This is a genomic window from Nocardioides alpinus (assembly GCF_900112035.1).
GTDB classification, from domain to species: Bacteria; Actinomycetota; Actinomycetes; order Propionibacteriales; family Nocardioidaceae; genus Nocardioides; species Nocardioides alpinus.
On the sequence record NZ_FOKC01000003.1, the window covers coordinates 233,177 to 245,996 of the forward strand.

The 12,820-nt window shown below is 72.7% G+C and carries 16 protein-coding genes; 7 read left to right on the forward strand and 9 right to left on the reverse strand.

Annotated features, from left to right (window positions below):
* Positions 1-84: 84 nt before the first annotated feature.
* The 6 genes from BM127_RS23150 to BM127_RS08865 all read right to left on the reverse strand — a co-directional run bounded on the left by BM127_RS23150 (position 85) and on the right by BM127_RS08865 (position 3,577).
* Entirely contained in the window at positions 85-159 is a 75-nt protein-coding gene (locus tag BM127_RS23150) for a 50S ribosomal protein bL37 (RefSeq protein ID WP_369759046.1), read from the reverse strand.
* A gap of 77 nt (positions 160-236) precedes the next feature.
* Positions 237-509 carry a mycothiol system anti-sigma-R factor gene (rsrA, locus tag BM127_RS08845; RefSeq protein ID WP_231263339.1) on the reverse strand — a complete coding sequence of 91 codons (273 nt, stop codon included), beginning with the start codon at positions 507-509 and terminating at the stop codon, positions 237-239.
* Complete coding sequence (locus BM127_RS08850) at positions 506-1,192, reverse strand: sigma-70 family RNA polymerase sigma factor (protein WP_091197974.1); 687 nt, start codon at positions 1,190-1,192, stop codon at positions 506-508. Before BM127_RS08850 ends, rsrA begins: the two co-directional genes overlap by 4 nt.
* A gap of 96 nt (positions 1,193-1,288) precedes the next feature.
* A complete protein-coding gene (locus BM127_RS08855) occupies positions 1,289-1,951 on the reverse strand; it encodes an alpha/beta hydrolase family protein (protein WP_091197487.1) in 663 nt (220 codons plus the stop codon).
* Positions 1,948-2,685, reverse strand: coding sequence for an SOS response-associated peptidase (locus BM127_RS08860; RefSeq protein ID WP_091197490.1), 738 nt, complete (start codon positions 2,683-2,685; stop codon positions 1,948-1,950). The genes BM127_RS08855 and BM127_RS08860 overlap by 4 nt, the downstream gene beginning before the upstream one ends.
* 133 nt (positions 2,686-2,818) lie before the next feature.
* Positions 2,819-3,577 (reverse strand): hypothetical protein, encoded by a 759-nt coding sequence (locus BM127_RS08865; RefSeq protein WP_157829547.1) that lies wholly within the window; start codon positions 3,575-3,577, stop codon positions 2,819-2,821.
* Positions 3,578-3,754: 177 nt separating this feature from the next.
* Between BM127_RS08865 and BM127_RS08870 the strand changes: the two genes are divergently transcribed.
* From BM127_RS08870 to rsgA, 4 genes are read left to right on the forward strand one after another with little or no spacing between them, the layout of a single operon-like run.
* Complete coding sequence (locus tag BM127_RS08870; RefSeq protein ID WP_175507361.1) at positions 3,755-5,620, forward strand: sigma-70 family RNA polymerase sigma factor; 1,866 nt, start codon at positions 3,755-3,757, stop codon at positions 5,618-5,620.
* Between the two features lie 57 nt (positions 5,621-5,677).
* Positions 5,678-6,208, forward strand: a complete 531-nt coding sequence (locus BM127_RS08875; RefSeq protein ID WP_091197499.1) for a DoxX family membrane protein — start codon at positions 5,678-5,680, stop codon at positions 6,206-6,208.
* Between the two features lie 18 nt (positions 6,209-6,226).
* Positions 6,227-7,522 carry a 3-phosphoshikimate 1-carboxyvinyltransferase gene (gene aroA, locus BM127_RS08880; RefSeq protein WP_091197502.1) on the forward strand — a complete coding sequence of 432 codons (1,296 nt, stop codon included), beginning with the start codon at positions 6,227-6,229 and terminating at the stop codon, positions 7,520-7,522.
* On the forward strand, positions 7,519-8,526 hold the full coding sequence (gene rsgA, locus BM127_RS08885; protein WP_091197505.1) for a ribosome small subunit-dependent GTPase A: 1,008 nt from the start codon (positions 7,519-7,521) through the stop codon (positions 8,524-8,526). Before aroA ends, rsgA begins: the two co-directional genes overlap by 4 nt.
* A 37-nt stretch (positions 8,527-8,563) precedes the next feature.
* Here rsgA and BM127_RS08890 read toward each other — a convergent pair whose 3' ends face one another.
* Positions 8,564-9,025, reverse strand: coding sequence for a DUF2231 domain-containing protein (locus BM127_RS08890; RefSeq protein WP_091197507.1), 462 nt, complete (start codon positions 9,023-9,025; stop codon positions 8,564-8,566).
* Positions 9,026-9,066: 41 nt separating this feature from the next.
* Here BM127_RS08890 and BM127_RS08895 point away from each other — a divergent pair, with 41 nt between their 5' ends.
* The 3 genes from BM127_RS08895 (at position 9,067) to BM127_RS08905 (ending at position 10,882) form a co-directional block, all read left to right on the forward strand.
* Positions 9,067-9,966, forward strand: a complete 900-nt coding sequence (locus tag BM127_RS08895) for an inositol monophosphatase family protein (protein ID WP_091197976.1) — start codon at positions 9,067-9,069, stop codon at positions 9,964-9,966.
* Between the two features lie 89 nt (positions 9,967-10,055).
* Positions 10,056-10,487 (forward strand): CBS domain-containing protein, encoded by a 432-nt coding sequence (locus BM127_RS08900; protein ID WP_091197978.1) that lies wholly within the window; start codon positions 10,056-10,058, stop codon positions 10,485-10,487.
* Positions 10,488-10,540: 53 nt separating this feature from the next.
* Positions 10,541-10,882 (forward strand): FKBP-type peptidyl-prolyl cis-trans isomerase, encoded by a 342-nt coding sequence (locus BM127_RS08905; protein ID WP_091197981.1) that lies wholly within the window; start codon positions 10,541-10,543, stop codon positions 10,880-10,882.
* A 7-nt stretch (positions 10,883-10,889) separates the two neighbouring features.
* Here BM127_RS08905 and BM127_RS08910 read toward each other — a convergent pair whose 3' ends face one another.
* The gene (locus BM127_RS08910; protein ID WP_231263340.1) at positions 10,890-11,591 is read right to left on the reverse strand and encodes a response regulator transcription factor; all 702 of its coding nucleotides are present in this window, start codon (positions 11,589-11,591) and stop codon (positions 10,890-10,892) included.
* Entirely contained in the window at positions 11,588-12,766 is a 1,179-nt protein-coding gene (locus BM127_RS08915; RefSeq protein WP_091197516.1) for a sensor histidine kinase, read from the reverse strand. The genes BM127_RS08910 and BM127_RS08915 overlap by 4 nt, the downstream gene beginning before the upstream one ends.
* Positions 12,767-12,820 lie beyond the last annotated feature (54 nt).

Consider the following 12,820-nt stretch of genomic DNA (forward strand, 5'->3'; position numbering starts at 1 on the left):
CGAGCCCCGTGCTCCCCCCAAGGGCGTGGCCCGGACATGCAGAAGTCCCCGCCGCGGCGGGGACTTCTACTGGTGCGGTGCGCGTCAGGCGTTGGGGCGCTTGCCGTGGTTCGCGCCCTTCTTCTTGCGAGCGCGGCGCTTGCGTCCGGTCTTGCCCATCTGGTCCTCCTGAAGTCGGTGCTCGGGTCAGTCTCTCAAATGACCCCGGGAGGAGCCAATCGGGTCGAGCAGGCCGGTCAGGCCCCGCCCTCGCTGAGGCGGATCTCGACCTCACGGAGCTGGATGCGGACCCGGTCGCGCAGGGACTCGGGAGCCGCCTCGGAGCAGGAGCGGGCGACGAGCTGCTTGACCGCCTTCTGGAGGTCGTGTCGCTCCAAGCAGGGACCGCACTCGCGCAGGTGCATCTCGACGACGGCGCAGTCGGCCTGGTCGAGCTCGTTGTCGATGAGGTAGACGATGCGCTCGATGTAGTCGACGCAGTCGTCGCGACCGTGCTCGTGGGTGCTCACGATCCGCTCACCCCCGTGGCAGTCGAACCGGTCGCGCCGGATCCGGTGGCGGCCGGCATCGACGTCGCCGGCAGCAGGTCGTTGGCGCGGACGTAGTCGGCCAGCATGTCGCGCAGCTGGCGTCGACCGCGGTGGAGGCGCGACATCACGGTGCCGATCGGCGTGTCCATGATCTCGGCGATCTCCTTGTAGGGGAATCCCTCGACGTCGGCGAGGTAGACCGCGAGGCGGAACTCCTCGGGGAGCCGCTGCAGGGCGTCCTTCACCTCGGAGTCGGGGAGGTGCTCCAGCGCCTCCATCTCCGCGGACCGCAGGCCGGTCGAGGAGTGCGACTCCGCGCGGGCGAGCTGCCAGTCCTCGACGTCCTCGGACATCGACTGCTGCGGCTGGCGCTGCTTCTTGCGGTAGGAGTTGATGTAGGTGTTGGTGAGGATCCGGTAGAGCCAGGCCTTCAGGTTCGTGCCCGGCTTGAACTGGTGGAAGGCGCTGTAGGCCTTCGCAAAGGTCTCCTGCACCAGGTCCTCGGCGTCGGCGGGGTTGCGGGTCATCCGCATCGCCGCGCCGTAGAGCTGGTCGAGGAACGGGAGGGCGTCGCGCTCGAAGCGCGCGGAACGCTCGTCCGAGGATTCCTCCTCGAAGGGCGTGTCGGATGCGGACGTGTCGTCCGTGAGCGATTCAGTCATCGCCTCCCACAGTACCGCCGTGGGCGCAGACGACGAGCCGCGCTCCAGGGGCTGGGGGCGTTCGAGGATCAGTGACTGCACACCGTCCTCAACACCTCACCTCCCCCGGGGATTCCCGACGACTTCGCGGACCAGCCACTCGAGGGTCGACTCGACCACGATCCCCATCGCTTCCTCCTGCGACACCTCGCCCCGGAAGGGCACCTTGAGGCCGTGGTCGGCGCCGGGGATGACGACGATGTCGAGGCCCGGCTGCTCGGCCGGGAACTCGTCGGGCCGCCCCATCGGGTCGCGGTCCCCCTGCACCAGCAGCGTGGGCAGGCCCACCGCGCGCAGCTCGGGCAGGCGGGTCGGCTCGGTCTTCCCGGGTGCGTGGAGGGGGAAGGAGAGGGCCAGGCATCCCGACGCGCCCAGCGCCTTCGCCGTACGGGCCGCCGAGCGCGCTCCTGCCGAGCGACCGCCGACGACGAGCGGCGTACGGACCCGCATCACGTCGGCTGCCCGGGTGAGGGCGACGTCGAGGGTGGGCGGTGCGGTCGCGACCTTGCGACCCGCGACCCGCCACGGCTGCTCGAACATCACCACGGTCACGCCCTGCGCGGGCAGCGCGTCCGCGAGCGCCCAGAGGTCGCGGGACTCGATCCCCCCGCCCGCGCCGTGGCTGAGCAGCAGGGTCGCGATCGGGCTGGTCGCGCGGCGGGTGTGCAGGCGGCCCTCCCCGTAGGCGGTGTCGACGGTGCGGATGGTCGCCCTCTTCACGACGTGACCTCCAGCGGCTCGACCAGCTCGGGACCGTTGTTGCGCACGTTGCTGACGAGGGTGGGGACGGCGTACGCCTCGAGCCGGCCCGGCGCGGCCGGCACCAGCAGCGACGTGTCCCCCGGCGTCGTCGGGTCGAGCCAGTCGTGCCATCGCTCGCGCTCGACCATCAGCGGCATGCGGTCGTGGATGTGCCCGAGGGAGTCCTCCGCCTCGGTCGTCAGGACGGTGCAGGTCCAGCGGAACCGGTCCGGGTCTTCCTCGCCCTTGGTGGGGTCACGCCAGATCTCGTAGAGGCCGGCCATCGCCAGCACCCCGCCGTCCTTCGGGCGGATGAAGAACGGCTGCTTGACCGGCTTGCCGCGGGCGGTGGTCTGCGACGTCGGGTACCACTCGAAGTAGCCGTCGGCGGGGAGCAGGGCGCGACGGGTGGCGAACGCCTTGCGGTAGGCCGGCTTGTCGGCCACCGTCTCCATCCGCGCGTTGATCATCCGGTTGCCGATGGAGGGGTCCTTGGCCCACGACGGCACCAGGCCCCAGGTGAGGACCCGCAGCTGCCGCTGCGGCGGCTCCTCGGACTCGCGGGACGGTGGTCGTTCGACGATCGCGTAGACGTCCTTGGTCGGTGCGACGTTGTAGTCGGCGGCCAGGGGCGCGGCGATCCGGCTCTCGACGACCTCGAACTCCTCGATGAGGTCGTCGGGTTGCCGGGACGAGGCGTAGCGGCCGCACATGTCACGACCCTAGCCGGGCGCGACGGAGTCGCGCGCGGCGTGGGTCGGGAGGTTGAGCAAGCGCGCGAGCGAGCCTGCGAGCTCGCGACCGTGTGTCGAAACCCACCTGGAGAGCGTCTCGACACGAGGAAGCTCAGCTGCGAGCCAGCTCGTCGAGCAGCATCCCGGCGCTCGCGTCGGAGGTGGGCAGGCCCTCGATCCAGACCCTCAGCGGTGACGCTCCCGGCGGTGCCTCCGCCTCCACCCCGTCGAGCAGCGTCCGCAGCACCCGCACGCGGCGGGCCAGCACGTCGTCGCGGCGGGCCAGGACGGCCACCCGGTGCATGCCGACCCGCGCGATCGTCTCGTCGCGGGCGAACGCCGTACGAGCGAGCTCACCGATCCGCGCCACCCGCATCGCTCGGGTGAAGTGGTCACCTGACTCCTCCGACGGATCGTCCCCGAGAGGCATCGCACAGACCACGAGCGCGTGCTCGGGGACCGCGCCGTCCGGCGCGAGCCGGTAGATCTCCGAGAGCCTGCTCCGCAGGTGGGCCTGGCTGGCGAGACCCGTGAGCGGGTCGTCGCAGGAAAGCTGGTGGAGGTAGCCCAACGTCGTCTCGCTCCAGGCGCTGACAGTGGCGGTGACGACCTCGTACGACGGATCGGTGCCCCTCACCTGCCGCCAGGTGGCGCGCAGTCCATCGAGCGTCTCTTCGACCGACGCTCCGTCGCGGGCCATGTCCTGGCCCGCGACGGAGCAGACGTCGAGCACGTCCGATCCTGAGATGAGCGTCTCCCCCACGGCCTCGAACCGGTGCGGCAACCCCGACCGCATGCTCAGAGACAGAGACCCGTCCACCTCAGGATCGGCAGCCGCGAGCCGTCGCCCACGTGTGGCGAAGATCTTCACGGCTACCCCCTTTTTCTCGTCGTGCTCACCGTTGTGACGGCAGTCATGGCCCCCCATGACGCGGACCAGACCACGATTTTTCGATTTTGCCCAAGCCCCGACCCCGTCCCTCGCCGAGGACTACAGTCGGCAGGGACCTGGCGCCCGCCAGGACGTGCAACGGATGCGTCGGACGACATGAGCATTGCGACCAGCATTGACGCGCCGGGGGACGCCGAGCTGATCTCGGCGGTCCGCGGTGGGGACATCGATGCCTACGGCACGCTCTTCGAGCGGCACGTGGAGGCGGCCCGCCGCCTGGCGCGCCAGCTCGTCCCGGCCGGAGACGCCGAGGACCTGGTCTCCGAGGCGTTCGTCAAGGTGCTCGGCGTGATCCAGCGCGGCGGCGGGCCCGACGTCGCGTTCCGCGCCTACCTGCTCACCTCCGTACGCCGGCTGCAGGTCGACCGCTTCCGAGCGGGCGCCAAGCTGCACACCACCGACGACATGGAGGCCTTCGACCCGGGCGTGCCGTTCGTCGACACCGCCGTCGAGGGCTTCGAGAGCGCCGCCGCGGCCAAGGCGTTCGCGTCCCTGCCCGAGCGCTGGCAGCTCGTGCTCTGGCACACCGAGGTGGAGGGCGACAAGCCGGCCGACATCGCGCCGCTGCTGGGGATGAGCGCCAACTCCGTCTCCGCACTGGCCTACCGGGCCCGCGAGGGGCTGCGTCAGGCCTTCCTCATCCAGCACGCCGCGGAGCTCGAGGAGGACACCTGCCGGTGGACCCACAGCCAGCTCGGCGCCTACGTCCGCAGCGCCACCTCCCGGCGCGACGCCACCAAGGTCGAGCAGCACCTGGGTGAGTGCCGCTCCTGCATGGCGATCTACCTCGAGCTCACGGAGGTCAACTCCAACCTCGGCGCGCTCCTGGCCCCGCTCCTGCTCGGCGGCGTCGCCACCGCCTACCTCGGCACCAGCGTCGCCGCGGGGTCGCTGCCGATGGGGCTCGGCATGGTCGTCGGTCGGGTCCGCGACGCGGTCGCTGCCAACAGCGGTGTCGCGGCGGTGGCCGGTGTCGCCGCCAGCGTCGCCGTGGTCGGCGGAGCGGTGGTGGCCGTCGGGCTCGCCGACGCGGACCGTGTCACCGCTGAGCCGTCGGCCCTCCAGCCGGGCCTGGTCGCCACCGCGCCGGCGACCGCAGGTGGGGACGAGCGACCTTCGACCGGCTCCGACCGCGCGCGTGAGCCCCGCGGACGGGTCGCCACAGTGCCCCCGACGGTGGTGCTGACACCGGGCGACGTGGTCGTCCTCGCGCCGGACACCACGGCGGCGCCCACCCCGACCACGGACCCGACCACGGACCCGAGCCCCACGGCCACCCCGACGCCGGACATGGATCCCACGGCCACCCCGACGCCCACGGCGACCCCGACGCCGACCGCCACCCCGACGCCCACGGCCACCCCCACGCCGACCGCCACGCCCACGCCGACCCCGACCCCGACGCCGACGCCCACCCCGACCCCGACGCCGACGCCGACGCCCACCCCGACGCCGACGCCGACGCCCACCCCGACGCCAACGCCGACGCCGACACCGACGCCCACCCCGACACCGACGCCCACGCCCACCCCCACGCCCACGCCGACGCCGACGCCGACCGCTACGCCCACGCCGACGCCCACCCCCACGCCCACGCCGACGCCCACCCCCACGCCGACTCCCACGCCCACCCCGACGTCGACCCCGGCGGACGTGTCGGTGGGCGGCTCGGTGAGCGGCGACGCCCCGCTGTTCCGCGTGGACCTGCAGGTGGCCGACCTTCCTGCCGGCCGCACCGCCCAGCTCGTGGTGACCAGCGAACAGGTCGTCGTCCTGTGGACCGACCACGACGCGTGCTCCGGTGACCGCACCGGCATGACCTGCACCCTCACCGGCGGCACCACGTCCGTCGTACGCGTCAACGTGGTCGCACCGTCAGGCGCGTCGATCACGGCCTCCCTCGTGCTCACCGACCCCGACCCCGTGCCCGGCAACAACGTGTGGCGCGCCGACCTCGGCTGACTCACCGCACCCCTGCGGACGAGGCGGCCCCTCGACCCTTCGTGTAGACAAGGGTCCATGACGATCACCCGGCTGCTCGCCCGTCCGATGCTCGCGTCCATCTTCGTCGTGGGCGGCGTCAACGCCCTGCGCAACACCGAGGGCCACGCGGCCAAGGCCAAGCCCGTGACCGACCGCGTCGTGCCACTGGCACAGCGTGCGGTGCCGGGTGCTCCCATCCCGACCGACGCCGCCACCCTCGTGCGGATCAACGCCGGCGCGCAGATCCTCGCCGCAGCCGCCCTGGCCACCGGCCGGGCCCCTCGCCTCAGCGCCACCGTGCTGGCCGCGTCGCTGGTCCCGACCACCCTCGCCGGGCACCGCTTCTGGGAGGAGACCGACCCCCAGGCCACGACCATGCAGCGCCTGCAGTTCGCCAAGAACACCTCGATCCTCGGTGGTCTCCTCCTCGCCGGCGTCGACACCGAGGGCAAGCCCGGCCTGGCCTGGCGCGCGCGCCGCGCGGCCAAGGACGTCCGCCGTGAGGCCAAGCAGGTCGCCAAGGACGCCCGCCGCGAAGCGAAGTTGGCGCGCGCCCACCTCGGCTGACCTCGATAGGGTGCGCGGGTGAGTGACCCCGCACCCTCCCCCGACCTCTGGCCGGCGCCGCGACCCCACGACCCGGTCGACCGGGTCGTGTCGCTGCCGGGCAGCAAGTCGCTGACCAACCGGGCGCTGCTCCTCGCCGCGATCGCCGACGGCCCCAGCGTCGTACGCCGTCCGCTGCGCTCGCGCGACACCCTCCTGATGGCTGCAGCCCTGTCCACGCTGGGCACCGGTCTCGAGGACCGTGACGGCGACTGGGCCGTCACACCCGGCTCGTGGGACCGCGACGGCGACGTCGACTGCGGGCTCGCCGGCACCGTGATGCGGTTCGTGCCGCCGGTCGCCGGGCTCGCGAGCGGCACGGTGCACTTCGACGGCGACCCGCACATGCGTCAGCGGCCCGTCGGCCAGATGCTGGCTGCGCTGAGTGCGCTGGGCATCCGGATCGAGGACGGTGGCCGCGGGGCGCTCCCCTTCGCCGTGCACGGCAGCGGCTCCGTCCCCGGCGGCACCGTCACCATCGACGCCAGCGCGTCGTCGCAGTTCGTCTCGGCGCTGCTGCTGGCGGGCGCGCGCTACGACCTCGGCGTCGACGTACGCCACATCGGCAAGCCCGTGCCGTCCCTGCCCCACATCGAGATGACCGTGCAGATGCTGCGCCAGCACGGGGTGGAGGTCGACGACAGCGACGCCAACCGGTGGGCGGTCGCTCCCGGCGCCGTTGCGGCGATCGACTGCGACATCGAGCCCGACCTCTCCAACGCCGCACCCTTCCTCGCCCTCGGCGCGGTGACAGGGGGCCGGGTCACCGTCGCCGACTGGCCGACCAGCACCACCCAGCCCGGCGACGAGCTCCGCCAGGTCCTGGCCCTCATGGGGTGCGAGGTGACCCTCGACGCCGCCGGGCTCACCGTCGTCGGACCCGAGCGGCTCTCGGGCGTCGACCTCGACCTGCACGACGTCGGCGAGCTCACCCCGGCGATCGCCGCCCTGTGCGCGCTGGCGGACTCCCCCTCGCACCTGCGCGGCGTCGCCCACATCCGCGGGCACGAGACCGACCGGCTCACCGCGCTGGCCACCGAGCTCGGCCGGCTCGGCGCTGACGTCACCGAGCGGGAGGACGGGCTCTCGATCCGTCCGGCGCCCCTGCACGGCGGCACCTTCCGCACCTACGCCGACCACCGGATGGCCCACGCGGGCGTCATCCTCGGCCTCGCCGTCGACGACGTGCTGGTCGAGGACATCGCGACGACGGCGAAGACCTTCCCCGACTTCGCCGGCGCCTGGACCCTCGCCGTGCACGGGGTGCACGCGTGACCACGGGCCGCTACTCCGACCACGACCACGAGCACTACGAGCGTCCCCGGCGCCGCACCCGTCCCCGCACCAAGGACCGGCCCACCTACGACGACGCGGTCGACGCCCGCGTCGTGACGGTCGACCGCGGCCGCTTCACCCTGCTGTTCGAGGGCAGGCGGGTGATGGCGATGAAGTCGCGTCCGCTCGGCCGCAAGGGCGTCGTCGTGGGCGACCACGTGCGGGTGGTCGGCGACATGAGCGGCGTCGACGGGTCCTTGGCCCGCATCGTCGAGGTGGTCCCCCGCACCACCACCCTGCGCCGTACGGCCGACGACGACGACCCGGTCGAGCGGGTGATCGTGTCCAACGCCGACCAGCTCGTCGTGGTGACGGCGCTCGCCGATCCCGAGCCGCGCCCGCGCCTCATCGACCGCGCGCTCGTGGCGGCGTACGACGCCGGGATGGCGCCGCTGCTGTGCCTCACCAAGGCCGACCTGGCCGATCCCGAGACGCTGCTGTCCACCTACCGCTCCCTGGGGGTGCCGTGGGTCGTCACGCAGCTCAGGGGCGAGGGTGCCGGCGACCTGGGCGAGCTGCTCGACCGGCTGCGCGGACGCACCAGCGTGCTCGTGGGCCACAGCGGTGTCGGCAAGTCCACCCTCGTCAACGCGCTCATCCCCGACGCGCACCGCGAGGTCGGCATCGTCAACGCCGTCACCGGGCGCGGGCGCCACACCTCCACCAGCGCCTACCTGCTCGAGCTCCCCCGCGGCGACGGCTGGATCATCGACACCCCCGGCATCCGCTCCTTCGGGCTGGCCCACGTCCAGCCGGAGAACCTCATCGAGGCCTTCCCCGACCTCGACGAGATGATCGAGACGTGCCCCCGTGGCTGCTCGCACGGCACGGGCGAGCCGGAGTGCGGGCTCGACGAGGCGGTGCTCGCCGGGCAGGCGGACCCGGACCGGGTCGAGTCGTTCCGCCGGCTGCTCGCCGCGCGTGAGGCCTCCAGCGACTGGTAGCGACTGGTAGGTGGCCTGGTAAGTGGGCGAGTGGCGCTCAGCCCCAGACGGCCTGCGCGCCGGAGTCGCCGGCGAGGTAGATCACGACCATCAGGCCGACCGACGCAGCGGCCAGCAGCACGGCCACGGGGATCCCGAAGCGGGTCTCCCGGGCACCGCGCCCGGATGCCAGGGCCGAGACCCCACCGAGCGCCCAGGCGGCGAGTGCCGCGAAGACCGCGTACCCCAGCGAGACGGTGCGCAGCAGCTCGCCGAGCTCCTCGTGCTCCTCGACCAGCGGCGCGAGCTGGGGCCGCGACTCGAGCAGCGACTCCCCCGCCTGCGCGGCCAGGACGGCCGCGACGGCCGTGACCACGGCGAGCACCACGAGCGGCCAGCGCAGCAGCCAGCGCCAGCGCGGGACGGCGGCGTACGCCAGACCCGTCAGGGCGGCGAGCGGACCGAGGACGACCACCGCGTGGACGATGAGCGGGTGCAGCGGCACACCGTTGAGTTCCATGCGTGCACAGTAGGGCGCGTTGCTGGGAATAGCCTGTGGACATGCCCATCACCGGCTCGGCCCGCCCGCACGACTACACCGACGACCTGCGCCTGGCGCACGTCCTGGCCGACGACGCGGACTCACTGACGCTGGCGCGCTTCAAGGCCCTCGACCTCCACGTCATGAGCAAGCCCGACCTCACCCCCGTCACCGATGCCGACTCCGCGGTCGAGGAGGGCATCCGCCGCACCCTCTCGCGGGTCCGCTCGCGCGACGCCGTCATCGGCGAGGAGCAGGGCACGACCGGCCACAGCCAGCGCCGCTGGATCGTCGACCCCATCGACGGCACCAAGAACTACGTCCGCGGCGTCCCGGTGTGGGCCACCCTCATCGCGCTCGCCGTCGACGACGAGGTCGTGCTCGGCGTGGTGTCGGCGCCGCAGCTGCAGCGCCGCTGGTGGGCCTCGGCCGGCCACGGCGCCTGGACCGGGCGGTCCCTGCTCAAGGCGACGAAGTGCGAGGTGTCGGACGTACGCCGCCTCGAGGACGCGTCGTTGAGCTACTCCTCGCTCTCCGGCTGGGACGAGCGCGACCGGCTCGACGACTTCATCTCCCTGTCGCGGCGCTGCTGGCGCACCCGCGCCTACGGCGACTTCTGGTCCTACATGCTGCTCGCCGAGGGCGCCGTCGACATCGCCGCCGAGCCCGAGCTCGCCGTCTACGACATGGCGGCCCTCGACGTGATCGTGCGTGAGGCAGGGGGCCGGTTCACCTCCCTCGACGGCACCGACGGCCCGTGGGGGGGCAACGCGCTGGCCACCAACGGCCACCTCCACGACGCCGCCCTGTCCTTCCTCGGGTCGATGGACGACGACGAGCTCGACCCCGACGTGCCGCGACGGGGCCCCGGGACGGTCAGCAGCCTGCGCGACCGGCAGGCGCCGCCCGTCCTGGACTGAGGCCCGGTCCTTCGGCCCTGTCGCTCGACCTCCGGCTTGGCTACGGTGACCTCACAGTCACAGGCACAGCCGGACGAGAGGTGCACACGATGAAGATCAACGACGTCATCCACGCCAAGTCGAAGCAGGCCGTGGTGACCATCAGCCCGGACGCCACCGTGCGCGAGCTGATCGCGCTGCTCGCCGAGCACAACGTCGGTGCCCTCGTGGTGAGCGACGACGGCGAGCGGGTCTCGGGGATCGTGAGCGAGCGCGACGTCGTACGTCGCCTGCACGCCGACGAGGCCGTGCTGGAGAGCCCCGTCAGCCAGATCATGACCGCCGAGGTGCGCACCTGCGCCGGTGAGGACGGGCTCACCGACCTCATGCAGACCATGACCGAGCACCGCATCCGACACGTCCCGGTGGTGGCCGACGGACGGTTGACCGGCATCATCAGCATCGGTGACGTGGTCAAGAACCGGATCGGTGAGCTCGAGTTCGAGCGCGACCAGCTCGACAGCTACGTCCACCAGACCTGAACCCCACCTCAAGGAGCACAGCTGTGAGCCAGAAGCCTGACGTCGACCCCCACATGGGCGATGCGCCCGCCGACCTCGAGGTCACCGACCTCGTCGAGGGCGACGGTGCAGAGGCCACGTCCGGTTCGACCGTCTCGGTCCACTACGTCGGCGTGGCCCACTCCTCGGGCGAGGAGTTCGACGCGTCCTACAACCGCGGTACGCCTCTCCAGTTCCGCCTCGGCATCGGCCAGGTCATCTCCGGCTGGGACACCGGCGTGCAGGGGATGAAGGTCGGCGGCCGTCGTCGTCTCGTCATCCCGCCGCACCTCGGCTACGGCGACCGTGGCGCCGGCGGCGCCATCAAGCCGGGCGAGACCCTGATCTTCGTGGTGGACCTGCTCGAGGTCCGCTAGCCGTCCCTCACCCCTGGGCGTCGTGGACCAGGATCGCCACCTGCACCCGGTTCTCGACGCCCAGCTTGGTGAAGAGCCGTCCGACGTGGGTCTTGACCGTCGGCACGCCCATGAACAGCTCGGCGGCGATCTCGGCGTTGCTGAGACCGCGCGCGACTCCCTCGGCGACGTCCCGCTCGCGGTCGGTCAGCCCGGTCATGGCCGACCGGGCCGACCGGGACCGCTCGTCGGCCCCCGGTGCGGAGTCCGCGCCGGTGACGGCGGCGATGAGCTGGGCGGTCACGCTCGGCGACAGCATCGGCTGACCCGCGGCGACCGTGCGGATGGCCTCCACGAGCCGGGCAGGCGGGGTGTCCTTCAGCAGGAATCCGGCCGCACCGATGCGCAGTGCGCGGAGCACCATGTCGTCGGTGTCGAACGTCGTGAGCACGATGATCTTCAGGGCGGGATGGCTGCGGAGCAGCTCCTCGGTCGCACTGAGCCCGTCGCGCACGGGCATCCGGATGTCCATCAGCACCACGTCCGCACCCGAGGCAGGCACGACGGTCAGGGCCTCCTCGCCGTCACCGGCCTCCGCGACGACCGTGATCCCCGAGCTGCCGCCCAGCATCATGCCCAGCGCGGCCCGCACCATCGGGTCGTCGTCGACGACCGCCAGGGAGACGGGGCCAGAGACGGGGCCGGGACCGGGACCGGCGTCGGGGCTCACGACTCCCACGGTATCCATGCCCGGACGACGTAGCCGCCGGTGGTGTCGACGCCGTGGTCGATCCGGCCGCCGGCGAGGGTGGCCCGCTCGGTGAGACCGAGGAGCCCCAGCCCGGAGGCGGGAAGGGCAGAGGTGCGCGGAGGTCCGACCGGCGCCGCATTGCGCACCTCGACGACCAGCCCGTCGTCGGGGGTGCCCTCGATGTCGATCGTGACGGCCGTGCCGACCGCATGCTTGCGCACGTTGGTGAGCGCCTCCTGGACGATCCGGTACGCCGTGCGGCCCAGGGCTGGGGGCACCCGGGCCACGACGCGGTTGGCCAGGCGTACGCGCATCCCGCCGGCGGCCTCCTCCTCGACCAGCCCGGCGATGTCGTCGAGGCCCGGCTGGGGACGTTCCGGCGTCGCGTCCGCGGGCTGGGTCGGGTCGCGCAGCACCCCGAGGACGGCGCGCAGGTCCGAGAGCGCCCGGTGGGCGTTGTCCTCGATCGACCGGGCGGCGATCGCCCGGTCCTCGGCCGACAGGTCGCTGCGATAGCTCAGCGTGCCCGCGTGCATGGCGATGAGCGAGATCCGGTGGGCGAGGACGTCGTGCATCTCGCGGGCGATGCGGGTGCGCTCGGCGGCCTGTGCCTGCGCGACGCGGGCCCGTTGCTCGCGCTCGGCGGTCTCCGCCCGGTCACGGTAGGAGTCGACGAGCTCGCGCTGGGAGCCCATCGCGTAGCCGGTGGCGACGACGATGCCGGTGACGAGCACGCCGAACGCCAGCGCCACCCACAGCGGCAGGGAGTCCTCGGAGATCCCGACCCGCTCCAGCACCACCCCGGACAGCACGCTGAGCGGACCCACCACCGCCAGCAACCGCCAGCGCCGGTGCGAGGCCAGCGAGCCGATCACCCACGAGGCGGGACCGGCGCTCGAGGCGGAGACGCACCCGAAGGCGGTCACCACGAGCGCGACGGGGGCCGGGTAGCGGTGTCGCCACCGGACGAGGACGAACGACACGACGCCGAGCACCGGGTCGCCGTAGAGGACCCACATGAGCGTCGCGTCGGACGTACGCTCCCCCGCGCTGACCAGCGGAGCTCCCCACACGAAGGCGCTGATCGCCAGCGCCAGGGCGTAGCGCCACAGGACGGCCATCCGGCCGGTCCGGTCGTCCTCCAGCAGTGGCATGGCCCGAGGCTAGGCCCACCGGCACCCCTCCGGCGTCCGACCGAGGTCTCGTCC

Coding starts and splice junctions, on each gene's coding strand:
- BM127_RS08850 (WP_091197974.1), bottom strand. CDS start 1,192: ATGACTGAATCGCTCACGGACGACACGTCCGCATCCGACACGCCCTTC.
- BM127_RS08860 (WP_091197490.1), bottom strand. CDS start 2,685: ATGTGCGGCCGCTACGCCTCGTCCCGGCAACCCGACGACCTCATCGAG.
- BM127_RS08870 (WP_175507361.1), top strand. CDS start 3,755: ATGAGCATTGCGACCAGCATTGACGCGCCGGGGGACGCCGAGCTGATC.
- BM127_RS08875 (WP_091197499.1), top strand. CDS start 5,678: ATGACGATCACCCGGCTGCTCGCCCGTCCGATGCTCGCGTCCATCTTC.
- BM127_RS08890 (WP_091197507.1), bottom strand. CDS start 9,025: ATGGAACTCAACGGTGTGCCGCTGCACCCGCTCATCGTCCACGCGGTG.
- BM127_RS08895 (WP_091197976.1), top strand. CDS start 9,067: ATGCCCATCACCGGCTCGGCCCGCCCGCACGACTACACCGACGACCTG.
- BM127_RS08900 (WP_091197978.1), top strand. CDS start 10,056: ATGAAGATCAACGACGTCATCCACGCCAAGTCGAAGCAGGCCGTGGTG.
- BM127_RS08905 (WP_091197981.1), top strand. CDS start 10,541: ATGGGCGATGCGCCCGCCGACCTCGAGGTCACCGACCTCGTCGAGGGC.
- BM127_RS08915 (WP_091197516.1), bottom strand. CDS start 12,766: ATGCCACTGCTGGAGGACGACCGGACCGGCCGGATGGCCGTCCTGTGG.